This is a genomic window from Mycobacterium sp. E3198, assembly GCF_001667015.1.
Lineage (GTDB): Bacteria > Actinomycetota > Actinomycetes > Mycobacteriales > Mycobacteriaceae > Mycobacterium.
This window is the reverse complement of sequence record NZ_LZIS01000109.1, coordinates 18839-44102: the sequence shown is the minus strand read 5'-3', so window position 1 is coordinate 44102 and position 25264 is coordinate 18839. Positions and strand designations below refer to the sequence as shown.

Sequence of the window (25264 nt, the reverse complement as noted above, 5' to 3'; positions counted from 1 at the left end):
GGGATCAGGCCACGAGGCACGGGCGACCGAAACGCGCCCGCACGCCGTCGGAAAACAGGGCACGCAGGCGCTCGCCGGCGGGTCGCACCCCGCTCGCACCCACCAACTCGTCGCTCAGGGCGACGATCTCGGCCGCGCGCATCGGCCACGGGTCGTGCTCGTTCGGCACCCACCAGGTGCGGCCGGCCTTGCGGGTGTGCGCGCCCCACCGCGCGGTCAGCCAGACCTCCAGCGGCGTCGGCTCGACCACCTCACCGAGGGCAACCGTCACCCGGTTGCGCAGGCCGCGCTGGGGCCAGCGGCGCACGCTGTCGTAGGTCACGTGGTCGCCGCGGCGCGTCACCCGCATCCTCGCCCAGGTGTAGGGCACGCCGAGGCCGATGCGGATCGCGGGCACCGCGGCCAGGCGCGCGGTTTCGAGCGACCGGAACAACACGCCGTGCCGGTCGGAGGCGTCGATCGAATAGAGCCGGACGTTGGTCTCGGCAAAGCGGCCGAAGTACGGCAGCGGCAGCGCGGTGCCAACCCGGGTGCTGGCGAGCACGAACGGGATCAGCGACACGTAGGTCATCCCGTCGGCGAAGACGTCCGGGCGGGTGCCCGGCGGGTACAGGGCTTCGACGCTTTCCGGCCGCACCGGCCAGTGGATGAAGGTCAGATCGGCCCAGCGCTGCTCGAAGGTGACTCGACCGGGAAGCGGCGGCGGCGCCACCGGGTAGCCGGCGAGACCCGGTGGGGCTACCGGAAGGTCGGGCGGGACGGTCATTCGATCATCGTGGCACGCCTTTGCCGGCTATGACCGTCCGATGCGCGATGATGAGTTCGGCGAACCGTTGCTGGAAACATTGCTTATTTGCGGCCTAAGGTGTCTATTACGGCGGGCGACTTCGAATAGCGGGCCGCCCAAACGCGTAATGGAGCACCCATGAAGATCACCACGATGATAACGACAGCGGTAGCGATGGTGGGCATGGCGACGATCGCTTTCACCAGTGCACCGATTGCGAAGTGTGCCTATCCCAATACCGGCAAACTCGGCAGCGAATTGACCATGACCGATTCGGTCGGGCAGGTGGAACTCGGCTGGACGGTCAGCGACCTCAAGTCCAGCGCCGATACCGTTCCGGGCTATCCCGTGGCGGGCCAGTTGTGGGAGGCCACGGCCACCGTCAAGGCCATTCGCGGCACCGTCACCCCGGCCATCTCGCAGTTCAACGCCCGCACCGCCGGCGGCGTGAACTACCGGGTCCTGTGGCAGGTCGCGGGTCCGAACACGATTAGCGGGGCCACCATCCCGCAGGGCGCACAATCGACCGGCAAAATTTATTTCGACGTCACCGGTCCATCGCCGACGATCGTCGCGATGAACAATGGAATGGAAGATTTGCTGATCTGGGGTCCGTAGCGCGGTAGCCGGGCGGGCTACGGGCCGCCGATAATCCACCGGCGCGCTTCCTCGACCTGCCCGGCGGGAAAGTGCTGGATCGTGGCCGACACAAAGTGCGAGCCCAGATGCTCGGCCACATCCGCGAGGTGCGAGTCGGTGACCACTGCGATTTTCTTGATGTGCTTGTGGTGATCCCGGACGAAGCGGAAGTGGGTGACCATCGCCTTGAAACTGTCCCAGCCGGGGAACGACGGCGCGCTGATGATGAGCCCGGCGAGGTCGCCGTTGGCCTCGATGTGCGGGTCGACGGCCTTGGCGAGTTCGGCGAAGTCGCTTGCGTCGAGCGCGGACTCCGAGTGTACCAGCAGGATGTTGTGCTCGCTGTCCAGCTCGTAATCGATCATGGCGTCATGATGCGCGCAGCCGCCCGCACCGGTTAGAGGCGAAAGTCATCCCTCCAGCTGACCGGAGATCCCCCGTTCGATGCTGGCCTGCGTGGTGGAGGGCAACACGATCAGGCCGTCGAGTTCCTTGCGGGCCAGGTCGAAGGCTTTCTGCCGTTCCTGCGGCGCCGCGGCGGGGTCCGCGGCCACCCGCAACAGGCTCTGGGCGCGCGCGATCCGCTGCCGGCCCTCGGCGGAGAAGTCGCTGCGGCGCCTGCGCGTCGCCTCGGCCTCGGCGACGTTGAACGCGGTCACGTAGTCCTCGACCGCGGATTGATACCGGGTCGCGGACTCCCGGTCGTCGAGGAGGTCTTCGGCCTTGACGGGGCGCAGAAAGTCCGCACGGAGCTTGGCTTTGTGGAAGCCGATCGTGAGTGGATCGCGCATGTCGGTCATCAGCGGGAAGTCGAGCAGCTTGGCGACGTCGAGTTCGTACTCGAGCCACCGCGCGTCGGTGCGGCCGTGCTCCTCGATGACGCGCCGCAGCGAACGCCATTGCGCCGCTTGGCTAGTGGCGTTCCCGACCGGCGCTCCCGCAGCTTCCGCCGGGCGCGTCTGGTCCAGCTCCCGCGGCTGTTCGGCGCGGCGCTTGTTGGCGGTGAACGCCCGCACCGCGGCGATCACCATGCCCGTCAACGGCAGGATCACGATCAGGAGCTCCGCCAACCGGATGATCAGACCCATCCCGCCAGGATGCCACCGCTGCGCCTTCCGGCGGGCTCGCCCGGCCGCTAATGCGCTCCCAGTGCGCCGCTGAGGTATTGCGCGCGGCAGGCTCGGCGGGCCAGTTTGCCGCTGGTGGTGCGTGGAATGCCACCGGCGGGCAGGAAACGCACGTCGGAGACCGGCACGCCGTGCCGGCGTGACACCGCGTTGCCGATCGCCGCGATCGCCGGCCGGGGATCGTCGCGACTGGTGCCGGCGGCGCGTTCGGCGATCACCACGAGGCGCTGTTCACCGTCGCGCGGCACGGAGAACGCGGTCACATATCCGCGTCGCACCATGGGCGAGGCTTCGGCGACGGTGGCCTCGATGTCCTGCGGGTAGTGGTTGCGGTCCGCGATGGTGATCAGGTCCGCGATGCGACCCGTCACGTAGATCTCGCCGTCGAGGTACACGCCGAGGTCTCCGGTCCGTAGCCAGGGCCGCCCGGGCGTCGAGCCGTCGGCGTGGCTGCCGTGGGCGAGCCGCGACCGCAGCGTGGCGCCGAAGGCCAGCCGTGTTTCGTCGGGTAGCCCCCAATACCCGCGACCCACGTTGTTGCCCTGCAGCCAGATCTCGCCGATAGCGCCGTCGGGCAGTTCGGATCCGCTGTCGGGGTCGACGATCACCGCCCATAGGCTGCGAGCGACCCGGCCGCAGGACACCTGCGCCACCGCGTTCGGGGCGTCGGCCGGGACGCGAACCGCGTGACCGGCGCTCAACCGTTCGCGGTCGAGATACACGACGGACGCCTCCGCGGAGGCATCGATGGTCGCGATCATCAGGGTGGCCTCCGCGATGCCGTACGAGGGCTTGAATGCCGTGCGCGGCAACCCATACGGGGCGAAGGCCTTGTTGAAGGTCCGGATCGCCTCGATGCTGACCGGTTCGGAACCGATGATCAGCACGACATTGCTGAGGTCGACGTCGTCGCCGGGTGCGGGCAGCCCGCGCTGGGCCGTCCACTCGTAGGCGAAGTTCGGGGCGGCGGTCACCACCCGGCCCTGCTTCGACCCGGCGGAGAGCGCGTGGACCCAGCGCAGCGGCCTGCGGACGAACGCGGTGGGCGACATCAGGGTGGAGTGCCCGCCGTACACGGCGGGAAAGCCGATCATCGACAGGCCCATGTCGTGGTAGAGCGGTAACCAGCTGACGCCGTGGGTGTTCCGGTCCAGCAGGTCGATCGAGAGGATCATCTGCACGAGGTTGGTGCCGACGGCGCGATGGGTGATCTCGACCCCGACCGGGGGCCGCGTCGCACCCGAGGTGTATTGCAGGTGCGACACCCGGTCGATGTCGAGTTCGACGGGCACGAACAGCTCCCCGGCCGCGTCGGGTATCTCGTCGATGACGATCAGCTGCGGCTTCCGCAAGTCCGGCAGGTTGGCGAGAAAGTTCTCCACCGCCTCTTTCGCGGCCGCGGTGGTGAGCACCGCCGCGGGTCGGGAGTCGCGCAGCGCCGTCTCCAGACGTTCGGCGTGGCCGGGGAGTTCGGGCGCGAACAACGGCACCGCGGTGGTCCCGGCCTTGATGGCGGCGTAGAAGCCGGCGACGTAGTCGATGCCCTGCGGCGCCAGGATCGCCACCCGGTCGCCCTCGCCGGCGAACTGCTGTACCCGCGCGGCGATGGCCCCCAACCGCACCCCGAATTGGGCCCAGGTCACCTCGATGGCGTGTCCTTCGGCGCGGGCGTAGTCCAGGAAGCGATACGCCACGGCGTCGCCGACATTGGCGATGTTGCGCTCGATGAGCGAGATCAGGGTGGTGCCCGGCGGCAGCACGATGCCGCCCTCGGCGTCGAGGCAGTCCTCTATCAGTAGCAGGCCCTTTGGAGCCGCGGCGCTGTGCTCCGAACCGCAATCCATGAGCGCAGTCTAGGTGCCCGGCGGGAAGGCTCCGGCGGCGTGGCGCCGCCGGCGGCGCTCAGCGAGGGACGTGTCGGCGGCCGAAGAGGGCAAGCAGCTGGTCACTCGGCGGGGCGGCCGCCGGTGCGGCCAGCGGTTCGGCGAAGACGTGCGCGGCCAGCCCGGCCCGGGCCAGGGGTGGCGAAACCCACAACAGGGCCGAGGCGATTCCGGAGGGAATGGGCCGATCGATTCCACACGCCTCGGCGATATCCCACGCGTGCACGACCATCTCGATGGCCCCAACGTGGACAACGGTTTTGGCGGGTAGCGTCCGGCCCTGGATCTCGCACCACGGCCCGGCAAACCCGGGCGCGGCCCGGTGCGCCCGGGCCGCGAGCACAGAGTCGACGATCGCGGCCCGCACCGCGCCCACCGGATCGGACGCTGCCGCCGGCCCGGTCCGCTCGGCGAAGTCGCGCGCCGTCAGCACGTCGGCGACCTCCGCCAGCGAGGTGCCGACGTGGCGCAGCAGGCCGCGCAGGTCCCACGCCGGGCACGGCGTCGGCGCCGCGAGGTCGGCCTCCCGAACCAGAAGGAGGTTTTGGAACAGGTAGCGGGCCGCTTCCGTCAGCACGGCCCGCTCGTCGGTGTCGGACACGGTCCGGGCCTTCAGCTCCCCGCCGCCGCGAACGTCTCGGGCAGACCGAACTTTGCCACCAACGCCGCGTCGTTGAAGGCGACGATGCGCGAGATGCGACCGCCGACCAGCGACAGCACGTCCAGCCCATGGGCTTGGAAGGAACCGTCCGGCGCCCGCCTGTACATGGCGAGGGCCGGGGCGCCGTTGGCGCGGGTGGGCGCGAGCCGCCATGAATCCGCCGTGCGCAGCACGACCCGGGACAGGAACGCGCACACCGCATCTCGTCCCGTGAACCAGGTCGGAATGGGCGGCATTTCGAGCTCGACGTCGGCGCGCAGCAGTTCGGCCAACGCGTCGACGTCGGCGTGTTCGAAGGCGGCCATGTAGCGGTCGAGCACGTCGCGCAGTTCGGGTTCGGTGGGTTCGCCGAGCTCGTCGAGCGTCGGGCCGGCCTGCGCCAATCGCGCGCGGGCGCGTTGCAAGGCGCTGTTGACGGCCGCGGTGGACGTCTCCAGCATTTCGGCGACTTCGCCGGCCTGCCAACCCAATACGTCGCGCAGCACCAAGACCGCGCGCTGCAAGGGCGACAAATGCTGCAGGGCGGCGACGAACGCCAACCGGACGCTGCTGCGCACGGACACGACGACGGCGGGGTCGTCGGTTGCGCCGTACAACAGGCTGTCCGGTGCGGGTTGCAGCCACGGGATGTCCGATTGTGCTGGAGCGAGCGCGACCGCCGCGCTGTCGGCCGGGGCGCCGAGCCCGGAGGGAAGCGGACGGCGCCTGCGGGTCTGTAACACGTTCAAGTACGTGTTCGTGGCAATCTTGTACAGCCACAGCCGGACTGAGGATCGGCCCTCGAACCGGTCGTAGGCCTGCCACGCCCGCAGGTAGGTGTCCTGCACGAGATCCTCGCACTCGTCGACGGATCCGACCATGCGGTAGCAGTACGCCCGCAACTCGGGCCGGTACCGTTCGGCGACTTGTGCGAAATCATCGATGCGGGCGTCCGCCATGCCTGAAGCCTTTCACGAGTCCCGGCGTGGCGGCCGGGGATCGTTGGGGTTGCGCTCGCCCGGGTCGGGATCGTCCCACCACTGCTGTTGCTCCTCGCCGTAGGCGTCGTGCCAGTTCCACCACGCATACGCGGGGCTCTGCGGGTATCCCTCCGGGGAGTCCTCCCAATCCTCCTGCCGCCCAAGCGCGGTCATGTCCAGGTAACTCCAGGTGGTGCCCAGCGCCTCGTCGCCGCGGTTGTTGATGAAGTACGTGCGGAACACCCGGTCGCCGTCGCGGATGAAGGCGTTGGTGCCGTGCCACTCGTCGACGCCGAAGTCGCGGTCGAAGTCGTCGGTGATGGTGTACCACGGCATGTGCCAGCCCATCCGGGCCTTCACCCGGGCGATGTCGGGCTGGCCGGCGCGGGAGGCGAACACCAGCGTGGTGTTGCGGGCGTTCAGGTGCGCCAGGTTGCCGATGTGGTCGGCGATCATCGAGCAGCCCCGGCAGGCATGGTCGGGCCAGCCGTCCACCCCGGGTTCCAGGAAGGCTCGGTAGACGATCAGCTGGCGCCGGCCGGCGAACAGGTCAAGCAGGCCGACACTGCCGTCGGGCCCGTCGAATTGGTAGGGCTTGTCCACCGGCAGCCACGGCATGCGCCGGCGCTGGGCGGCCAGCGCGTCGCGCGCCCGGGACAGCTCTTTTTCCTTGACCAGCAGCCGCTGCCGTGCGGCCTCCCAGTCCCGCGCCGATACGATCGGGGGTGTCTGCATGTTCATCTGCATGTTCATCGTCGGCCTTTCGCTTGTGGTGCAGTACTTTTGGACGATTGGGCGCGCGTCAGGCGAGCTTCTGCAGCCCCGCGCCGGTCAGCAGGTAGCCGGGAGCAACGCCGGCGCTGTCCGCCTGCGCCAGCTCCAGCACCGCCGCACCGGCCGACCCCGGGCTGACCGGTTCGCCGAGCTGCCTGACGTATTCCTCCTCGGATTGACCGCTGCGGGCCGCGTACGCCCGCACGGCGGGGCGGCCGAGGTCGGTCAGCGGGGTGATCCGCGGCAGCACGGCCGTGAAGGTGATGCCGAGGCCCGCGCGGTCCGCCTCCTCCTGCGCGTAGCCGCTGATGAAGCGTTGGGTGGCCTTGGCGCCGGCGTACCCGCCGCTGAGCGGCGAGCCGGCCAGCGCGGCGCCGCTGCTGACGACCACCACCGTGCTGCCGGGCCGCAGCGGTTTGAGCAGGGCCTCCCGCAGCCAGTGAAAGGCGATCCGGACGTCGGTGTTCCAGTTGGCCGAAAACGTCTCCCAGGTGTGGTGCTGCAGTGGGCGGATCAGCGGGGTCGCCCCGGCCACCACGACCAGCAGCTGCGGATCGTATTGGTCGAGCAGGCCGCCCGGCACCGTGGGATCGGCCGCATCGGCGGCGACCGCTTGAATGCTGCCGGCGCCGCCGGGCTCGGGAAACGTTGTCGCGCTGCGGGACACGGCGATCACCGAGGCGCCCGCCGCGGCCGTGGCGACTGCGATGCCCCGCCCCAGCCCGCGGCTGGCGCCGACGACGAGTGCCGTCTTGCCCGAGAGGTTGTTCATCTTGTCCTCCTGCTGTGTTGTCAGGCGTGTTGTCTTGTCAGGCGTGCGTGGCGAGCAGCTGGGCGTACTGCCGCTCGAGCTCCTTGGCCGGGCCGCTGTGCCAGCCCTCGGCGATGGATTGCGACACGGGGTCGGGGAAGATGTCGAGTTGGCCGCGTTGCAGGGCGTCGAAGACGGCGGCCGCGACGGACCGGGGGGTTGCTTTCGGGATGTCGAGGGCCCGGGTCATGTCGGTGTCCACGGGACCGGTGAACATCGCGTGGACCCGCACGCCTTGCGGAGCCAGCAAGGCGCGCAGCGACTGGGTGAGGCTGAGCGCGGCCGCCTTGGAGACCGAGTACGCGGGAATCAGCGGAAGGGGCGCCAACGCGTTGACCGACAGGTTGTTGATCACCGCGCCCTGGGATCGGATCAGCGCCGGCAGGAAGCCCCGCGTCACCGCGTAGGTGCCGAACAGGTTGACGGCCAGGTGCCGCTCGAGCACCCCGGGCTCGCCGAGGTCGTCGTAGAGCGCGATGCCGGCGTTGTTGATCAGCACGTCGAGCGACCCCGCCGCGGCGACGGCCGCACGGATCTGCGCGGCGTCGGTCACGTCGAGCGTCAGCGGGACCACCCGCTCGTCTGGCGACGGCGACACGCCCCGCGTGCCGGCGTACACCCGCCGCGCCCCCCTGCGCAGCGCCTCCGCCACGAGGGCCCGGCCGATGCCGCGATTGGCACCGGTGATCAAAACTGCCTTGTCCGCGATCGGGTCCATCACACGCCTCTCTCAACTGGAAAAGCCCCCGCACGGAGGTGCAGGGGCTTCGAACTACTCATATAGACAAGTCCCGAGACCGAAACTCATCGCGATATGGCGCCTCAGTTTCGCGCGGCAGCCGCGGGGCGGCCGGCTCGGTCTGGCAACCTCGGTTGTCATCGCCCCCGAGTCCCGCCTAATTCACCCGGCCGAAATAAATTTGGGGTTGCCTTGGGCCGGGCTTGTCAGAACGCATAGACGAAGGACACAGATGACCACAACGCAGGCGCGACCGGTCGAACGACGCGGCTTGATCCAGCGGTTCACCGAGGTGTGCGTCCGGTACGTCGAGCGCCTCATGCCCGACCCCTACTTGTTCGCGGTCATCCTCACGCTCATCGTGGTCGGGCTGGTTGCGCTGCTCGTCCGGGGCGCGACGGCGGCGGGCGTGCTCAAGGCGTGGTACGGCGGGGTGTGGGGTGCGCAGAACATCTTCACCTTCGCGTTCCAGATGGTGCTGGTTCTCGTGACCGGTTACACGCTCGCCGAGGCGCCCGTCCTGAAGCGCGCGATCGTGCGCGTGGCGGGCAAGCCGACGAACCAGGTGCAGGGGGCGCTGCTGTGTTTCGGTGTCAGCACGGTCTTTTCGCTGTTGAACTGGGGCCTGGGCCTGGTGGCCGGGGCGCTGGTCGCGCGGCAGGTGGCAAAACGGCTGCAGGGTGCGCACTTCGGTTACCTCATCGCCACCGGGTTCATGGGATACATCGTCTGGACGCAGGGCCTGTCGTCGTCGATCGCGCTGGCCAACACCGACACGACGAGCCCCATCAACGTGATTCACAAGATCACCGGCATGACGGTGCCGTTGACGTTGACGATCTTCCAGCCCTACAACTGGGCCGCGGTGATCGCCGTGGCCGCCCTGCTCACCATCGCGATCTGGCGCATGGCGCCCACACAGGGTCTCGAGCCGGATCCGGCCGTCTTCGACGAGGAGCCGGAACCCGTTGCGCCCACGGGCGATCGGACGTTCGCGGAGTGGCTGGAGAACCTGTGGATTCTCAACGTCATGGTCTTCGCCGCGGGCATCACGTACTTCGCGCTGAGCGGGTTCGCGCTGAACATCTCGTCGATGATCATGCTGTTCACCATCACCAGCGCCCTGCTGCACCGGACGCCGATCCGGTTCATCCGCGCTTTCTCGGGCGCGGCCAAGGTGTCCGGCCCGCTGCTGCTGCAGTACCCGCTGTACGGCGGGATCGTCGGCCTGCTGGGCTATCTGCCGACGGGATCGGGCAAGGCGCTGCAGGCGGTGCTCGCCGAGGCGGTGGTCCGCGGCGCCGACCAGTACACGTTGCCGTTCCTGACCTTCGTCGGCTCGGTCCTCATCTCGTTGTTCGTCCCGTCCGGTGGTGGGCACTGGGCGGTGCAGGGGCCGATCGCGGTCGACTCGGCGCTGGCCATCGGGCAGCACTCGCGGACCTACCTCGGGTTGATCTCGATGTCGGTCGCCGACGGCGAGGCGGTCGCGAACATGATTCAGCCCTTCTGGCTGCTGCCGGTGCTCGCCATCGCGAAGCTCAATGTCCGCCAGGTGATGGGCTTTACCGTCATCGCCTTCCTGGTCGGGTTCGCCGTCTCCAGCCTTGCGGTACTGGTTGCGCCGCACCTGCTGTGAAACCGCGCCGCTCCCCCGTCGAGCGGGTGGGCGCCGCGTATCGGCGCATCGCCGACGTCGACCGGCCGGAGGTCTGGATCACGCTGCGCGACCGGGCCGACGTGCTGGCCGAGGCCGCTGCGATCGAGCAGCGGCTCGCCGCGGGCGAGGTCCTGCCGTTGGCCGGATCGGTGGTCGCGGTGAAGGACAACATCGACGTCGCGGGCCTGCCCACCACCGCGGGGTGCCCCGAGTTCGCCTACGCACCGGCGACCACCGCCGCCGCCGTCCAGCGGCTTCGCGGCGCCGGGGCGATCGTCCTCGGTAAGACCAATCTCGACCAATTCGGCACCGGCCTGGTCGGCACCCGCAGTCCCTATGGCGCCGTTCGCAATTCGCGCGATCCCGAGCTCATCGCCGGCGGGTCCAGCTCCGGCTCAGCGGTGGCCGTCGCGCTGGGCATCGCCGACATCGGCGTCGGCACCGACACCGCGGGATCGGTCCGGGTCCCCGCCGCACTCAACGGCATCGTCGGGGTCAAACCCACGCTCGGGATCATCCCGACGCACGGCGTCGTTCCGGCCAGCGCCAACTTCGACGCCGTCTCCGTTCTCGCGGCCGACCTCGGCCTCGCCGCGGCGGCGGCCGCGGCGATGGCCGGTCCCGACTCCCGCGACCCCCGCGGCCGCCGCTGGCCCGCCGACGTCCCCCTGGCCGCGCCCCGGGCGCCGCGGCTGGCGATTCCGGAGGCGGCCAACCTCGGCGCGCTCGGCGACGCCTACCGGCGCGCGTTCGAGCGGACCGTCGCCCGTGCCGGCGAGACCGGGTTGCGCGTCGAACCGGTCGACATCTCGGTGCTGCTGGACGCGGCCCGGCTGCTCTACGACGGCGCGTTGGTCGCCGAGCGGTACGCCGCCGTCGGCGAATTCCTCGACACCGCACCGGCGGGCGCTGATCCTGTCGTGGCGTCGATCATCACGGCCGCGCGCGCGATCACCGGCCCCGCCTTCGCCGCCGATCTGGGTGCGCTGGCCCGCGCGCGGGCGGACGCCGCGGAGCTGCTCGCCGGGTTCGACGCGGTGCTGCTCCCGACCACCACCGAACATCCCACGCTGGCCCGGGTGCGGGCGGATCCCTATTCGATCAACCGCCGGATGGGCACCTACACCAATTTCTGCAACCCGCTCGACATGGCCGCGGTCGCCGTCCCGGGCGCGCCGAGCGCCGCCGGCGGCCCGTTCGGGGTGACGGTCGTCGTCCCCGCGTTCCATGACCAGGTCGCGGTCGACATCGCCGCACGGCTGGGCGGGGTGACGGCCCCGCTTCTCGTCGAAACCGGCTGCGACATAGCGCTGTTCGGTGCGCCATCCGTCCGCGGACTACTCGAACAATTCGGTGCCCGCCATACCGGCGAGCTCGGCGCTACGCGGGCGCGGTCGGGTGGGGAGCTGTTCCGGATCTCGGAAGCCGGCCTGGGGCGGCTGATCGCCGGTCTGCCCGCGCCGATGGCGCTGCGCAGGATCGAGCTCGAGGACGGCCGCGCCGTGACCGGACTCGTAGGCCCCACACTCGACGCGTAGGGTACAGCGGCATGTCGGGTCGCAAGTATTCGTTCGAAATCAACCGCACCAGCAGCGCGCCCGCCGCGACGTTGTTCCGGCTGGTCGCCGACGGAGCCAACTGGTCGAAGTGGGCCAAGCCGATCGTCCTTCAGTCGAGTTGGGCGAGACAGGGGGATCCGGCGCCGGGCGGCGTCGGGGCCGTCCGGCAGGTCGGAATGTGGCCGCTGCTCGTGCAGGAGGAAACCGTCGCCTACGAGCAGGACCGCCGCCACGCCTACAAGCTGGTCGGGCCGCCCAGCCCGGCCAAGGATTACTTCGGCGAGGTGGTCTTCACGCCGAACGCGTCGGGCGGCACCGACATCCGCTGGACGGGCGAGTTCGTCGAAGGGGCGCGCGGGACGGGCCCGGTGATGCGGGCCGCGCTCGGCGGGGCGGTCCGGTTCTTCTCGGGCCGGCTGGTGCAGGCGGCCGAGCGCGAATCGGCGGGGGGCCGGTAGGAATCGCCCTGCGGCTCCGGGTATTTCACGGCAACGGGTTGTTGGCCTGCTGCTCGTCGAGCTGCGCCTGCTGCATGCCCTGCAGGAATTGCTGCTGAGCCTGTTCGTTTTGTTCCTCGGCCTGCTGCATGGACTGCTGCAGCTGTTGCTGGGCGAGCTGTTGCTGTAGCTGCGCCTGGTCGTCGCCGCCGTCGGCGGCGAAGCCCCCAACGGGGCCGCCGACCGGAGCGGCCAGGGCCACGGCGGGATGCGTCGCGCCGAACAGCGCAAGCGTCGCGAGGGCCGCGGCCCCGGCGCAAAGCAGTTGGATCCGCCGCCATTGCCGACGCATGCCGGTTTTCTGGATGGTCATGCTTGGAGGCTCGCGCCCGCGACTAGCCGCGAGCTGGGAAGCGGCTATCGCCGCACTATGAGTTATTGATCGAAAACCGCGACGCGGTGACCGGAAATCTGGGCTAATAAGGCAATGGGCCGAGGTTTGAGTGAGACACCGGGAGGTGAATTACCAAGGACGTCGAAGATGATGCGACGTCGGCCGCTGTGAAGAGGTGAACGAATGAAACGATTCGCTATTTTCGCCATAGTGGCCGCCGCATGGCTAGGTCTGAGTGTTCCGGTGGCGCAGGCGGATATCGGCGGAAACGTCCCCGGCCCCGGGTTGTGCGACTACCCCGGCGTGGGGGGATCGGGCATGGAGATGGGCGCCTACCACTACTGGTGCGATTTCCCAACTGAGGAGAACGGCAGTCGCTGGCATTGCGAATACGGCGGCGGTGCCGTGCAGGGTATCGGCGGCGTCAACATCTTCATTTTCAATGCGTCGGTCATCACGCCACTGGGGGCGCTGGAGGGTTCGTGTTCGTTCCGCTGTCCCGACGGTTCGCTGTCGGCCCCGCCGAACCCGCCCGGCGCATGGAAAAACGCGCTCAAACCGAAAAAATGCGTTTCGGTGGAAGTCGCACCGGAGTCTGAACCCAATACCGGGCTGCCGCCTTGGCCGGGCCAACTTCCCGGTGTCACAAATCCGGCGACCCCCAACCCGGTGACTACGGAAAACCCTTAGCGGCACTCGGGTTCGACCGCGGTCAGGGCGTATGGCCGGGCCGCTTCTCGCTTTCGTACTTCTTGGCCATGTGCTCGACCGCCTGCAGCTGAGACTGCGCCAGGTCGTCGCGCACCTGCCCGGCCCGGGAAGCGGCGTCCAGCGTCGGCTGCGCCAGGCCCTGAAAGTGCGGCATGACCTCGGCGGCGAACAGTTCGGCCGACCGCTTGGTGGCCGCGGGGTTGGCCCACTCGTGGCCCATCTGCAAAAAGCAGCCGAAACCGCCGGACTGATCCCAGAGCCGCTGCACCTGGGCGCGAGCCCGCTCCGGGGTGCCGATGACGCCCGCCCCGTTCTCGTTGATGATGTCGATCATCTCGTCGAGCTGCTCGCCCGGCATGGTCATCTGGGGGAAGGCCGCCACCTTCTGGAAGTAGTTGAACCACGACTCGATGCCGAATTTGACGTCGGCGCGGGCTTGTTCGTCGGTCTCGGCGATGTGCATGGGCCCGACCAGGCTCCAGTTCTTGCGGTCGACCTGCGTGCCGAAGGCCGCGGCGCGCTCCTCGACGATGTTCCAGTGATACGACAGCGCGTCGAAGCCTTCGACGATCAGCGTCGCCCCGATGGACAGCAGCCCGATGCCGTGCTTGCCGGCCAGCCGGGCGCCGGTCGGCGAGGCGACCGCGGCGACCGCCAGCGGTATCCCGCCTTCGGAGTAGGGGGCCAGCTGCAGTTTGGCGTCGAAAAGCTGGTGCGTCGGGGTCTTTGCGCTCACCGTCTCCCCCGCCAGCAACCGAACGACGATGTCGAGGTTGGTCTCGAGGAGCTCGCGGGTGTCGGTGGGATTCAGCCCGATCATCGAAGAATCCGTGGGCAGCGAACCGGGACCCACCCCGCCGATGATGCGCCCATGGGTGAGGTGGTCCAGCAGCATCAACCGGTCGGCGACCCAGAGCGGGTTGTGGTAGGACAGCGAAATGACGCCGGTCCCAAAGCGAATGCGCTTGGCCCGCTCGGCGGCCGCCGCGATGAAGACTTCCGGGGAACTGATGATCTCGCTGCCGGCGGAGTGATGCTCGCCGATCCAGGCTTCGTCGAAGCCGAGCGCGTCGAGATGTTCGACGAACTCGAGATCGCGTTGCAAGGCAAGGGTCGGGTTGGTGCCGGCCCGGTGGAACGGGGCGATGAAGTATCCAAACCTCAGCTTGGCCATGGGCGTCCCCTTGCAGTCGAGTTGCGGAGAACCATAACTCAACTCGCCCCGGGTTAGGCCAAAGGGAGGACCCGCAACACTGCTCAGCCGGCGGGGCCAGATTCACATGGCCCCACCGGCTATCGGAGCACGTCTTTAGCGACGAGGGATCAGTAGCCGCCGCAGAGGTTGCCGACGCAACCGCCGCCGCCGCCGGGTCCGCCGCCACCACCGCCGACGCCGGGGATGGTGCCGCCGCCGCCGCCGGGACCGCCGCCGCCGGTCGGACCGCCCGGGATGCTGCCGCCGCCGCCGCCGGGACCGCCACCGCCGGTCGGACCGCCCGGGACGCTGCCGCCGCCGCCGCCCGGTCCACCGCCACCGGTGGGGCCACCCGGGGCGCCGCCGCCCCCGCCCGGTGCGGTGGACGGCGCGACGCTGGAGGTAGGCGTGGTCGTGGTCGATGGCGTCGTGCTGCTGCTGCTCGGCCCTTTGTTGCCGCCGCCGCATCCGACGGCCAACACGAGCATCGCCGAACCGCCCAACAGCGCGACCGCGTTCCTGGCTCCAGATCTCATCAGCTTCCCCAATCTTCCCTCGCACCACTCGCCTGCAGTCCACTTCTCCGTACCCCGGCGCGCGGCGCCGCAAACGGTCGGGAACGCCGCAGCGCAGTGATGCGCGGCGGCGGCGCGCCGCGCATCGTCGTTGGACTGCCCCCGGACCAAGCCGGCGCGATCAGGAGCGCCGCCGAACCGGTAAATCCGCGCTTATAAAAAGGCTAATGGATTGACATCGACCGCTTTGAATTCCAAAATTCCGGCCCGGTGTAAACAAACTTTACAGCCGCCGGAGACATCATAACGTTTATATAACAGTTCGATAATCATTTAATAACTTAACTCGGCTGCCACGGGGAATGCCGCGTAACTTATGCGCAATCAAAAAGCTCTCTGACGACGCGTTGGGTTCAGCCGTCGCCATATTGCCGTGCGCTCCGTTGCCCCGATGTCGATGGGAAGGTCGAAAGAAATGAGCTTCTTAGTGCTGCCGCCTGAGATCAATTCGGCAAACCTGTTCACCGGCGCGGGATCGGCGCCGATGTTGGCCGCGGCGACGGCCTGGGACGGGTTGGCGGCCGAATTGGCCGCGGCTGGGTCCTCCTTCGGCGCGGTCACGTCCGGTCTCACCGAGGGCGCGTGGCAAGGCGCGTCTTCGGCGGCGATGGCGGCCGCGGCCCGCCCGCACGCGCGCTGGCTGGTGGCGGCGGCAACCGAGGCCGAGTGGGCAGCCGCGCAGGCCCGCGCGATCGTGAGTGGGTTCGAGTCGGCACAGGCGGCGATGGTGCAGCCGGCGCTGGTGGCGGCCAACCGGTCTCAGCTGGTGGAGCTGGTGATGTCGAACCTCTTCGGGCAGAACGCCCACGCCATCGCGACCGCCGAGGCGGAATACGAGTTGATGTGGGCACACGCGGCGGCCACCATGTCGAATTACCACGCCGGGGCGTCGGAGGCCGTCGCGGCGTTGGCGCCGTTCACGTCGCCGCGCGGCGCAAGCGCCGGCGCCGCCGCGCCCAAGGCGACCACCCTCAACCTGGGCCTCGCCAACGTCGGTGGCGGCAACGTGGGTAGCGCCAACGTGGGCCTCGGCAACCTCGGCGGCGCCAACCTGGGCAATTCCAACGGTGGCTTCGGAAACTCCGGCAACTCCAACTTCGGCTTCGGCAACCTGGGGGCCGGCAACGTCGGCTTCGGCAACGCGGGCGCCGGCAACGTCGGTGCCGGGAACTCCGGCAGCGCCAACATCGGCATCGCGAACACCGGCAGCAACAACGTCGGCATCGGCCTGATGGGCAACAATCGGATCGGCCTCGGCGACACCTACATCGGCCTCGGCCCTGCGGGCATCACCGAGTTCAACCTCGGCGGGCTGAATTCGGGCAGCGGCAACCTCGGCTTGTTCAACTCAGGCACCGGAAACATCGGCTTCTTCAACTCCGGCACCGGAAACTTCGGCATCGGGAACTCCGGCAGCTACAACACAGGTATCGGGAACGCGGGCGTGGCGAACACGGGCCTGTTCAACACGGGCTCGTTCAACACCGGTGCGTTCGACGCCGGCTCGGCCAACACCGGCAACCTCGACCCCGGGAACTACAACAGCGGCAACTTCAACCCGGGCGCGTCCAACACCGGCAGTTTCAACACCGGAAGCGCGAACACCGGCTTCTTCAATACCGGCAACATCAACACCGGTGCGTTCAACACGGGCGACATGAACAACGGCCTGTACAACAGCGGCGAGCTGAATACCGGCGTCCTCTACCGGGGCATCGGCCAGGGCGGACTCCATTGGGCGTTCACGACGCCCGACCTCACGCTCCCGCCGCTCGAGATACCCGGAATATCCATTCCCGCATTCAATCTGCCCGCCATCGGCCTCCCGTCCATCAGCATTCCCGCGTTGCAGTCGCCGCCGAATGTGACGGTGGGCGCGTTTAGTCTGCCGGAGATTACCTTGCCGTCGTTTACCTTTCCGGCGTTGACGTCGCCGCCCAATGTTGCGGTGAGCCCGTTTGCGCTGCCGGAAATTACGTTGCCGTCGTTTACCTTTCCGGCGTTGACGTCGCCGCCCAACGTTGGGGTCGGTGGGTTCAGTTTGCCGGAGATTACGCTGCCGTCGTTTACCTTTCCGGCGTTGACGTCGCCGCCCAACGTCGGAGTGGCCGGGTTCAGTCTGCCCGAGATCACGTTGCCGTCGTTGACGATTCCGCCGCTTGTCTCGCCGGCTGACGTGACCGTGGGAGGCTTTAGCCTGCCAACGATACACACGCCGTCCATTACGATAAACGGCATAACCACAGCCTCGTTCACTACTCCACGAATACTCACGACGATTACCCTCGGATATTTCGGCCTGCCCGAGATCGAAATCGACAACATACACATCTTTATTCCCAACAATCTTTCTTTTGTGCAAACGGGCATCCCCGGGGTCTACCCCGAGATCGGCGGCAACTACATCTCCGGCCTCGACTCTCACGGACAGCCCATTTACTCCGGGGCGCCCGATGCATATATCACGATCGGCGGCGGCCACGTCAGCGGGTTCTATTTTCCCGTCGCCATAGAGTCGTTCACGTTCCCGGCATTGAACCTGCCGGCCATCACCATCCCCAGCGTCACCATCGACCCGATCACCCTGAGCGGCTTTACCCTCCCGCAGGTCTCCACCCCCGCGGTGACGACGACGCCGTACACGGTGCCCTCGATCGGGTTGGGTGGGTTCACGCTGCCGCAGGTGAGTACTCCGGCGGTGACGACGACGCCGTACACGGTGCCGTCGATCGGGTTGGGTGGGTTCACGCTGCCGCAGGTGAGTACTCCGGCGGTGACGACGACGCCGTACACGGTGCCCTCGATCGGGTTGGGTGGGTTCACGCTGCCGCAGGTGAGCACTCCGGCGGTGACGACGACGCCCTACACGGTGCCCTCGATCGGGCTGGGCGGGTTCACCCTCCCCCAGGTCAACGTGCCCCCCATCACGACGCAGCCCTTCACCGTCCCGCCGGTCGGCCTCGGGAGTTTCACCACCCCGTCGCTCACCGTCGGAAGCATCCACCTGCCCAGCACCACCATCGCGGGCATCGACATCCCGTCGGCTCCGGGCGTCTTCAACTCCAGCACCGCGCCGTCCTCGGGGTTCTTCAACACGGGAGCCGGCGGCGACTCCGGCTTCGGCAACAACGGTGCGGGGCTTTCGGGCTGGTTCAACGCGAACCCCGGGGCGGGGCTGCTCGGCGGCTCCGGTTACCAGAACTACGGCAGCCTGATTTCGGGCTTCAACAATCTGGGCGGCGGTGTCTCGGGGTTCCTCAACACCGGCGCGCTGCCGTTCTCGGTGACCAGCCTCGTTTCGGGGGCCGAAAACGTGGGCTCCGAGTTGTCCGGCCTGTTCTTCGCGGACTGACCGGCCAGGGCGGCGACCTAACCCTCCTTGGTGATCAGCTTCCGCAGTGCCACGCGGTCGGGCGTCAGCAGCTCGCTGATGCGCGGGCGGTTCACCTCGGCGACGATGATCTCGCCGACCTCCTGATAGACCTCGCTGAAGATGCCGTGGGACTTCATCTTCGACGTCTGATAGAGGTTGTCCTCGGTCGGCGTCACGTAGATCACCGCGTCGGCCTTGAAGCGGTGCACCAGCCACAGGTGGATCAAGGTCATCAGCCGCTTCTGCCGCAGCTTCTCGGCGAAGGTGTTCTGGTCGCGCACCTGAAGGATGCTGCGGCCGTGCCGGTCCTTGATCGGGTCGACGACGACGTTCGCCAGCTGCTCCTCGCCGTCGCCGTAGATGCCGAGCTCGAGCACGTCCGAGCCGGCCCGGCGCGGGCGCAGCTGCACGCGCAGCTTCTCGCCCAGCTGGTAGTACTCGCTCCACATCGCCAGCCACTCCTCGAGCAGCTTCTTGGGCACCTCGGTCTGCACCAGGTGCTGGTGCTGGGTCGAACCCTCGCCCATCGCCTTGGTGGTGGCGGTCCGGCCCGAGGACGCGGTCAAAGCCGCATCGCTGCGCGGGCCGCCGACCAGGGTTTGCGGTGTGCGGTAAGGGGATTCGACCAGGCGCATCTTGCGCTGCAGCCGGGCCAGCGCCAGCATGCCGTCCTGCCGCAGCGCGGTGGCGAACTCCTCGGCGGCGACGCCGTCGATCTGGTGTCCGCCGTAGGTGATGAAGTTGAAGACGAATCCCATCTTGCCGAGCTCTTCGGGGAACTCCTTCATCTGCTCGTCGGTCATGCCGGTGGTGTCCCAGTTGAACGACGGCGACAGGTTGTAGGCCAGCATCTGGTCGGGGAACTCGGCGTGGATGGCGTCGGCGAACTGCTTGGCGTCGGCCAGATCCGCGGTCTTCGTCTCCATCCAGAGGATGTCGGCGAACGGCGCCGCCGCCAATGACTTGGCGATCGCGTACGGGATGCCGCCGCGGATCTGGTAGTAGCCCTCGGGGGTCTTCGCCAGCTCGCAATCCCAACCGGGGTTGACGCCCAACTCCTTCGCCTTCGCCCGGGCGGCGTAGAGCGAGGCGCGCGCGGCGAAGGCGCGCCACTCGTCGGAGCCCATCTCGCGCGGCTCGCCCTCGCTGGCGTCGAAGTCGAGCACGTCGGCCACGGCCTCGCCGTAGGTCATCAGCCCCGCGTCGTCCTCCCAGGCGGCAATGAACCGCGACTCGACCTGGTCGAAGAGGTCGTCGATCGATTGGCTTCCGTTCTCGCGCAACGCATTCACCGCGTCGGAGATCAGGCTTTGGATGCCCTGGCGCTCCAGCCACGCGGTGGCCGCGGCGTATTCGCCTTCGGGAAGCGCGTAGAGAAGGTGACCGTTGAGGTCCTTGACGCCCAGTTCGTAGAAGCGGCGCACCATCGCCAAAAAGCACGCCTTGTAAGAAGGAATGTCGAGGTTGGTGACGCCCAGCAGGAACGGCTGGTCGCGCTCGTCGGCGCGGCTGTCCAGCAGGTTGGCCGCCTCGGCGTCGGTGCGCGCGACGATGATGCCGGGCACCCGCATGACGTCGAGCTGGAACCGGGCCGCGTTGAGGCGCTTGATCTGTTCGTCCGACGGCACCAGGACCTTGCCGCCTTGATGGCCGCACTTCTTGGTGCCGGGGCGCTGGTCTTCGATGTGATACCCCGGCACACCGACCTCGACGAAGCGGCGGATCAGGTTGCGCACGTGCGGGTCACCGCCATGGCCGGTGTCGGCGTCGGCGATGATGAACGGCCGGAAGTCGTACTCCTTGGCGGCGGCGCGCTTCTGTTCGCTCATCTGCAGACGCTGGTACTGCTGATTGCGGTCCGCCGTCAGCAGGGCGCGCACCAGCACCGCCGCATCGTCGGGCACCTGGCTGAGCGGGTAGCTCGCGAGGTCGGGCCCGGGGTCCTCGGTGGTGGAGCCCTTCGCCGAGGTCGCCCACCCGCCGAGGTAGATGGCCTCGATGCCCATCCGCTTCATGCTCACCGCCTGGCCGGGCGAATAGGGACCGAACGTCGTGATGCTCTTCTTGGCCGCGAAGAGTTCGCGCAGCCGGTCGTAGAACGCCGCCGCCGCTTCGCGCGCCACGGGGTAGTCGGTCGGGATGGTGCCGCGCTGCTCGGCGACCTGGCGGGCCGTGTACAGGCGGGTGATCCCGGCGAAGCGCGAACCTTCGAAGTATCGCTGCGTAGCCTCGACGTCGTGCTCGAACGGCGTGCGGACCGGTGTGTCCGTCTCGATGATGGCCATGGGGTTTACGCTCCTCTTCACGATTTCCGCTGCAGGTGAGTTTATCCCCGGAGCAGGCGGTTCAATCAGGGGTCAATGGTCCCGAGCCGAAACCGTTGCCGTGCCGTGCCGGCGGGTCCGTCAGCGCGGCCCGCCGCGGGCACGCAACCAATCCCGCTGCCGGCGGATGAACTCCGCGTCGACGACCCGCCCGTGCCCCGGGACATAGCGGGCCTGGGGGCCGCCGATGGCGAGCAGCCGATCCAGCGTTGCCGGCCAGGCCGCCAGGTCGGAATCGGCGTCGATGTACGGGTCGGCCGATTCCTCGACCAGGTCGCCGGTGAACACCACGACCGGCTCGTCTTCGCCGTCCCGGGCGGGCACCACCACGACCAGGTCCGCGGTCGTGTGGCCGCGCCCCACGTGCGTCACCGTGACGGTGCGATCGCCGAGGTCGATCGCGGCGTTGTAGCGCCCGCGCCGGGGCGGCCGCAACGCCGAAATCGCGCGATCGACTTCGGCGGCCTGCGCGCCGTAGCTCAGCGCGTGTTCGCGAAGGCGGTCGGTCGCCGACGACAGGTATTCGACAACTTCGGGCGCGCAATGGATTTCGGCAGCGCCGAACGCCGACGAACCCAGGACATGGTCGAAGTGTTGGTGGGTCAGCACAACGTGGGTCACCCGGCGCCCCGTGACTTGACGTGCGTCGGCCTCGATCGCCGCGGCTTCGGCGAGGGTGGTGCCGGTGTCGATGATCAGCGCTCCGCCGCTGCCGCGCACCAGCCCGATCGTGACGTCGCAGAACGCCAGCCGGCAGCGGTGGACCGAGTCGGTCAGCCGCTCCCACGCGAAGTGCACACAAAGGACGGTAGCCGCAGCGCGGGCGCGGCGGGACACGTCGGAAAAAGTTGACATGTCGGAAATGCCCGACATATCTTGGCGGGGTGGCCACGGCCGATCGCGTCTTTGTCGCCCTGGCGAACCCGGTGCGCCGGGAGTTGCTGGAGCTCCTCACCGCGCGGCCGCTGTCCGCGGGCGAACTCAGCGACCGGTTCGAGCTCAGCCGCCCGGCCGTCGCCGAGCACCTCAGGGTGTTGCGCGACGCCGGGCTGGTGGCCGACGAGCCGCAAGGCCGCCGGCGCATCTACCGCCTGACCGCGGAGCCGCTGGCCCAACTCGGTGAGTGGCTGCACCCGTTCGAGAAATTCTGGCGCGCCCGGCTGGCCGGCCTCGCCCAGGAAGCGCAGGAGCTGGAATGACCGAAACACCCATAGCGGGAAAGGCGCCCGCCATTATCCGGGTCGACCAATTCGTTGCCGCACCACCGGCGAAGGTGTGGCGGCTGCTGACCGAACCGGAGCTGATGCGACGGTGGTGGGCCGAGGGGAACGTGGCCGCCGTCGTCGGCCACGAGTTCACCCTGGACATGCCCGGCTACGGCAGGCAACCGTGCAAGGTGCTCGAGGTGGATCCCCCGCGCCGCTTCGTCTATACCTTCACTGCGGCCTGGACGCTGACCTGGCGCCTGGAGCCGGAAGGGGTCGGAACCCGAGTGTTCCTGGAGCACAGCGGTTTTGACCTCAATGACAAAAGGATGGCCGAGGCCTTCGACCGCATGGGCCCCGGTTGGCGCGACGTCGTTCTCCCCCGGCTGTCCGGCGCCGCAACGCAGGCTTGAGCCCTCGAGGAGGAACCACGATGCGCGCAATCGTCATCCCCAAGCACGGCGATCCCTCCGTCTTGCGGGTCGAGCAGCGGCCCGACCCGCCGCCGCCGGGTCCGGGCCAGCTGCGGGTCGCCGTGCGCGCCGCAGGGGTGAACTTCGCCGACCACCTCGCCCGCGTCGGCATGTACCCCGACGCCCCGAAATTGCCCGCGGTGGTCGGCTACGAAGTCGCCGGGACGGTCGACGCGGTCGGCGACGGTGTCGACGCCGGGCGCGTCGGCGAACGGGTGCTGGCCGGCACGCGATTCGGTGGCTACGCCGAGGTTGTCAATGTCGCGGCGAACGATTCCGTACGGCTCCCCGACGCGTTGAGCTTCGAACAGGGCGCGGCGGTTCCCGTCAACTACGCGACCAGCCTGGGCCGCGCTGCACGGTTACGGCTCGCTGCGCGCCGGTGAGCGGGTCCTGGTGCACGCCGCCGCCGGCGGCGTCGGCATCGCCGCGGTGCAGTTCGCGACGGCCGCGGGGGCCGACGTGCACGGCACCGCCTCGCCGGCCAAGCACGCGAAGTTGGCCGAGCTGGGCGTGGACCGGGCGATCGACTATCGCCGCGACGGCTGGTGGAAGGGGCTCGGCCCGTACGACGTGGTGCTCGACGCGCTGGGCGGCACGTCGCTGCGCCGGTCGTATGCCCTGCTGCGCCCGGGCGGAAGGCTGGTGGGTTACGGGGTTTCGGCGATGCAGCACGGGGAGAAGCGGTCGCTGCGCGCGGCCGCGCCGCACGCGCTGGCGATGCTGCGCGGGTTCAACCTGCTCGATCAGCTCTCGGAGTCGAAGGCCGTGATCGGCCTCAACATGCTGCGGCTGTGGGACGATCGCGGCACGCTCGAGCCCTGGATCACTCCCCTGGCCAAGGCCCTCGACGACGGGACGATCGCCCCCGTCGTGCACGCGGCGGTCCCGTTCGCCGAGGCGCCCGAGGCCCATCGCATCCTGGCGGCGCGGGAGAACGTCGGCAAGGTCGTCCTGGTGCCGTGAGTTTTCGCCACGGCGGCAGTGGCTATTTAATCCGTTATGGCTATCACCGATTCCCGCGAAGTCGTCATCGACGCGACCCCGGACGAGATCATGGACGTGCTGTTCGACCTCGAGTCGTTGACCGAGTGGTCGTCGTTTCACAAGAAGGTTGAAATCCTCGAGCGCGACGACGAGGGCCATCCGAGCAAATCGCGGCAGACGGTGAAGATCGTGGGCGTCAGCGATGAGCAGGTCCTCGACTATTCCGTCCACGACGACGGCGTGGGCTGGACGCTGGAAAGCTCGAAGCAGCAACGCGCGCAGGAGGGCCGTTACACGCTGACGCCCGATGGCGATTCCACCCGGGTGCGCTTCGACCTCACCGTCGACTTGTCCGTCCCGGTCCCGGGATTCCTCGTCAAACGGGGCGCCAAGGGGCTGATGGAAACGGCGACCGACGGCCTGCGCAAGCGCGTGCTCGAAGTCAAGGGCGGCAAGTAGCTTCCGGAACCCGTGCCTCCGGAGCGAGACTGTCCTGTATGGAATCGATACCGGCGAGCACGTTTCACCGCATCGCATCGGTCGGCGCCGCTCTGGTGCTTCTGGCGGCGCTGCCGGGCTGCGGCGGCAAGGGTGGCAGCCGCGAGACGGGTTCGTCGACGCCGAAGGTGACCACCCTGGGTCGCACCGTCGCGCAGGCGCCGGGCACCGGACCCGTGACCATCAGCAGTCCGGCGTTTGCCGACGGCGCTCCGATTCCCGTGCAGTACACCTGCAAGGGGGCCGACGTCGCGCCGCCCTTGACGTGGTCGGCGCCGTTGGGCGCGGCGCTCGTCGTCGACGACCCGGACGCAGTGGGCGGACTGTATATCCACTGGATCGTTGTCGGCATCCCTCAGGGGCCCGGCAGTACGGCGGACGGTCAGACTCCCGCCGGAGGTACCAGCCTGCCGAACTCGGGTGGACGGGCCTCCTACAGCGGGCCGTGCCCACCCGCGGGCACCGGAGTGCACCACTATAGGTTCACCCTGTATCAACTCCCCGCCACCTTCGAGCTCCCGCCGGCGCTTGCCGGCGCGCAAGCGGCGCAGGCGATAACACAGGCCTCAGCCGGACACGGACGGGCGCAGTTCACCGGGACGTTCGCGGGCTGATGCCTTCGACCCCGCCGGCGTTCGACGCAGCGAAGGCAATCGAATTCGGCCAACTCGTCAACGCCACCTACGCGACGCCGCCGGGCGATCTGACCAACCGGGCCGGCCAGACGCTGACCGCCGGCGGCATCGACTACACCGTGGTCACGACGATCTACGCCAATGACCTTGCGACCGACATGAACCCGGGCCGGGCCGACGCCGAGGTGTCCATCGGACTGATCTGCCAGCGGGACAAGACCGGCGATGTGGCGATCGCGCTCCGCGGCACCGAGGGGACGCTGGAATGGATTCACGACGCCGATTTTCTCCAGGTGCCCTGCCCCTTCCTGACCGGCGCCGGCCGCACGGAAGACGGCTTCACCGACATGTACCAGTCCCTGCGGACGGGCACCGAACCGGGGGCGCCGACTGTCGTCAAAGCGCTTGCAACGCTTCCTTTTTCGCAACCCGTCGGTGTCGTCACGATCTGCGGGTACAGCCTGGGCGGGGCCCTGGCGACGCTGCTTGCCCTCGACGTCGCGGCCAACACGGCATTCACCGACCCGGCCGTCTACACCTATGCCAGTCCCCGCGTTGGGGATTCGCTGTTCGCCAGCACCTTTGACCAGGTGGTCAAGAACTCCTACCGCGTCGCGAACCGGCTGGACGTCGTCCCCGCGCTGCCGCCGCCCTTCGGCTACGAGCACGTCCTCACGCGCCACGACCTGAACCCGATTCGGCTGGTGCCGCTGCCGCCGAAGGTGCTGGTGAAATACTCGGTGCTATGCGAACATTCGCTGGCGACCTACCTGTATCTGCTGTCCCTGCAATCGGGCGGGCCGGTGCTGCCGCTGGAGCCGGCGTGCAAGCCGTGACGGGCGCTTGCTCACATCGTCA

General features: G+C 68.6%; 25 protein-coding genes and 1 pseudogene. 12 read left to right on the top strand and 14 right to left on the bottom strand.

Annotated elements, in window-relative coordinates:
- Window positions 1-4: 4 nt before the first annotated feature.
- Window positions 5-766, bottom strand: coding sequence for a YqjF family protein (locus A5673_RS12600; protein ID WP_068232206.1), 762 nt, complete (start codon window positions 764-766; stop codon window positions 5-7).
- A 159-nt stretch (window positions 767-925) separates the two neighbouring features.
- On the opposite strand from A5673_RS12600, the gene A5673_RS12595 reads away from it, so the two are divergent.
- Window positions 926-1405, top strand: coding sequence for an MPT63 family protein (locus A5673_RS12595; RefSeq protein WP_068232204.1), 480 nt, complete (start codon window positions 926-928; stop codon window positions 1403-1405).
- A gap of 17 nt (window positions 1406-1422) precedes the next feature.
- Here the strand turns inward: A5673_RS12595 and A5673_RS29080 are convergent, their stop codons facing one another.
- From A5673_RS29080 to A5673_RS12555, 8 genes are all read right to left on the bottom strand, one after another.
- Window positions 1423-1791 (bottom strand): STAS/SEC14 domain-containing protein, encoded by a 369-nt coding sequence (locus A5673_RS29080; protein ID WP_068232201.1) that lies wholly within the window; start codon window positions 1789-1791, stop codon window positions 1423-1425.
- Between the two features lie 45 nt (window positions 1792-1836).
- Window positions 1837-2514 carry a hypothetical protein gene (locus tag A5673_RS29075; protein ID WP_068232198.1) on the bottom strand — a complete coding sequence of 226 codons (678 nt, stop codon included), beginning with the start codon at window positions 2512-2514 and terminating at the stop codon, window positions 1837-1839.
- A gap of 47 nt (window positions 2515-2561) precedes the next feature.
- Entirely contained in the window at window positions 2562-4397 is a 1836-nt protein-coding gene (locus A5673_RS12580; RefSeq protein ID WP_068232194.1) for a fatty acyl-AMP ligase, read from the bottom strand.
- Window positions 4398-4455: 58 nt separating this feature from the next.
- Complete coding sequence (locus tag A5673_RS12575; protein WP_068232192.1) at window positions 4456-5037, bottom strand: TIGR03086 family metal-binding protein; 582 nt, start codon at window positions 5035-5037, stop codon at window positions 4456-4458.
- 11 nt (window positions 5038-5048) lie between these two features.
- Window positions 5049-6035, bottom strand: coding sequence for a sigma-70 family RNA polymerase sigma factor (locus A5673_RS12570; protein WP_068232191.1), 987 nt, complete (start codon window positions 6033-6035; stop codon window positions 5049-5051).
- 12 nt (window positions 6036-6047) lie between these two features.
- Window positions 6048-6791 carry a DUF899 domain-containing protein gene (locus tag A5673_RS12565; RefSeq protein ID WP_068232263.1) on the bottom strand — a complete coding sequence of 248 codons (744 nt, stop codon included), beginning with the start codon at window positions 6789-6791 and terminating at the stop codon, window positions 6048-6050.
- A 67-nt stretch (window positions 6792-6858) separates the two neighbouring features.
- A complete protein-coding gene (locus tag A5673_RS12560) occupies window positions 6859-7602 on the bottom strand; it encodes an SDR family oxidoreductase (protein ID WP_068232188.1) in 744 nt (247 codons plus the stop codon).
- Between the two features lie 37 nt (window positions 7603-7639).
- On the bottom strand, window positions 7640-8359 hold the full coding sequence (locus tag A5673_RS12555; RefSeq protein WP_068232186.1) for an SDR family NAD(P)-dependent oxidoreductase: 720 nt from the start codon (window positions 8357-8359) through the stop codon (window positions 7640-7642).
- Between the two features lie 253 nt (window positions 8360-8612).
- Between A5673_RS12555 and A5673_RS12550 the strand changes: the two genes are divergently transcribed.
- The 3 genes from A5673_RS12550 to A5673_RS12540 are packed head-to-tail and all read left to right on the top strand — an operon-like array spanning window position 8613 to window position 12057.
- Window positions 8613-10019, top strand: a complete 1407-nt coding sequence (locus tag A5673_RS12550) for a TIGR00366 family protein (RefSeq protein ID WP_068232184.1) — start codon at window positions 8613-8615, stop codon at window positions 10017-10019.
- A complete protein-coding gene (locus tag A5673_RS12545) occupies window positions 10016-11578 on the top strand; it encodes an allophanate hydrolase (RefSeq protein ID WP_068232180.1) in 1563 nt (520 codons plus the stop codon). Before A5673_RS12550 ends, A5673_RS12545 begins: the two co-directional genes overlap by 4 nt.
- Window positions 11579-11589: 11 nt before the next feature.
- The gene (locus tag A5673_RS12540; protein WP_068232177.1) at window positions 11590-12057 is read left to right on the top strand and encodes an SRPBCC family protein; all 468 of its coding nucleotides are present in this window, start codon (window positions 11590-11592) and stop codon (window positions 12055-12057) included.
- Between the two features lie 25 nt (window positions 12058-12082).
- Here the strand turns inward: A5673_RS12540 and A5673_RS12535 are convergent, their stop codons facing one another.
- Window positions 12083-12409, bottom strand: a complete 327-nt coding sequence (locus tag A5673_RS12535; protein ID WP_068232174.1) for a hypothetical protein — start codon at window positions 12407-12409, stop codon at window positions 12083-12085.
- Window positions 12410-12613: 204 nt separating this feature from the next.
- Between A5673_RS12535 and A5673_RS12530 the strand changes: the two genes are divergently transcribed.
- On the top strand, window positions 12614-13120 hold the full coding sequence (locus A5673_RS12530; protein WP_156748139.1) for a hypothetical protein: 507 nt from the start codon (window positions 12614-12616) through the stop codon (window positions 13118-13120).
- Window positions 13121-13142: 22 nt separating this feature from the next.
- Here A5673_RS12530 and A5673_RS12525 read toward each other — a convergent pair whose 3' ends face one another.
- The gene (locus A5673_RS12525; protein WP_068232169.1) at window positions 13143-14315 is read right to left on the bottom strand and encodes an LLM class flavin-dependent oxidoreductase; all 1173 of its coding nucleotides are present in this window, start codon (window positions 14313-14315) and stop codon (window positions 13143-13145) included.
- Between the two features lie 149 nt (window positions 14316-14464).
- The gene (locus tag A5673_RS29070) at window positions 14465-14872 is read right to left on the bottom strand and encodes a hypothetical protein (protein ID WP_068232165.1); all 408 of its coding nucleotides are present in this window, start codon (window positions 14870-14872) and stop codon (window positions 14465-14467) included.
- A 454-nt stretch (window positions 14873-15326) separates the two neighbouring features.
- Here A5673_RS29070 and A5673_RS12515 point away from each other — a divergent pair, with 454 nt between their 5' ends.
- Window positions 15327-18263 (top strand): PPE family protein, encoded by a 2937-nt coding sequence (locus A5673_RS12515; RefSeq protein ID WP_068232161.1) that lies wholly within the window; start codon window positions 15327-15329, stop codon window positions 18261-18263.
- A 17-nt stretch (window positions 18264-18280) separates the two neighbouring features.
- On the opposite strand, the gene aceA is transcribed toward A5673_RS12515, so the two are convergent.
- Both aceA and A5673_RS12505 read right to left on the bottom strand, forming a co-directional pair.
- Entirely contained in the window at window positions 18281-20569 is a 2289-nt protein-coding gene (gene aceA / locus A5673_RS12510; RefSeq protein ID WP_068232158.1) for an isocitrate lyase ICL2, read from the bottom strand.
- A gap of 120 nt (window positions 20570-20689) precedes the next feature.
- Window positions 20690-21406, bottom strand: a complete 717-nt coding sequence (locus A5673_RS12505) for an MBL fold metallo-hydrolase (protein WP_068232155.1) — start codon at window positions 21404-21406, stop codon at window positions 20690-20692.
- Window positions 21407-21492: 86 nt separating this feature from the next.
- Here A5673_RS12505 and A5673_RS12500 point away from each other — a divergent pair, with 86 nt between their 5' ends.
- The 6 genes and pseudogenes from A5673_RS12500 (at window position 21493) to A5673_RS12475 (ending at window position 25242) form a co-directional block, all read left to right on the top strand.
- Entirely contained in the window at window positions 21493-21807 is a 315-nt protein-coding gene (locus A5673_RS12500; protein WP_068232152.1) for a helix-turn-helix transcriptional regulator, read from the top strand.
- The gene (locus tag A5673_RS12495; protein WP_068232149.1) at window positions 21804-22226 is read left to right on the top strand and encodes an SRPBCC domain-containing protein; all 423 of its coding nucleotides are present in this window, start codon (window positions 21804-21806) and stop codon (window positions 22224-22226) included. Before A5673_RS12500 ends, A5673_RS12495 begins: the two co-directional genes overlap by 4 nt.
- A 20-nt stretch (window positions 22227-22246) precedes the next feature.
- A pseudogene (locus tag A5673_RS12490) lies at window positions 22247-23252 on the top strand (zinc-binding dehydrogenase).
- Window positions 23253-23288: 36 nt separating this feature from the next.
- On the top strand, window positions 23289-23732 hold the full coding sequence (locus A5673_RS12485) for an SRPBCC family protein (RefSeq protein ID WP_068232146.1): 444 nt from the start codon (window positions 23289-23291) through the stop codon (window positions 23730-23732).
- Between the two features lie 38 nt (window positions 23733-23770).
- Entirely contained in the window at window positions 23771-24385 is a 615-nt protein-coding gene (locus A5673_RS12480; protein WP_068232142.1) for a YbhB/YbcL family Raf kinase inhibitor-like protein, read from the top strand.
- Window positions 24385-25242, top strand: coding sequence for a lipase family protein (locus A5673_RS12475; RefSeq protein WP_068232139.1), 858 nt, complete (start codon window positions 24385-24387; stop codon window positions 25240-25242). Before A5673_RS12480 ends, A5673_RS12475 begins: the two co-directional genes overlap by 1 nt.
- The last annotated feature ends 22 nt before the right edge of the window (window positions 25243-25264 follow it).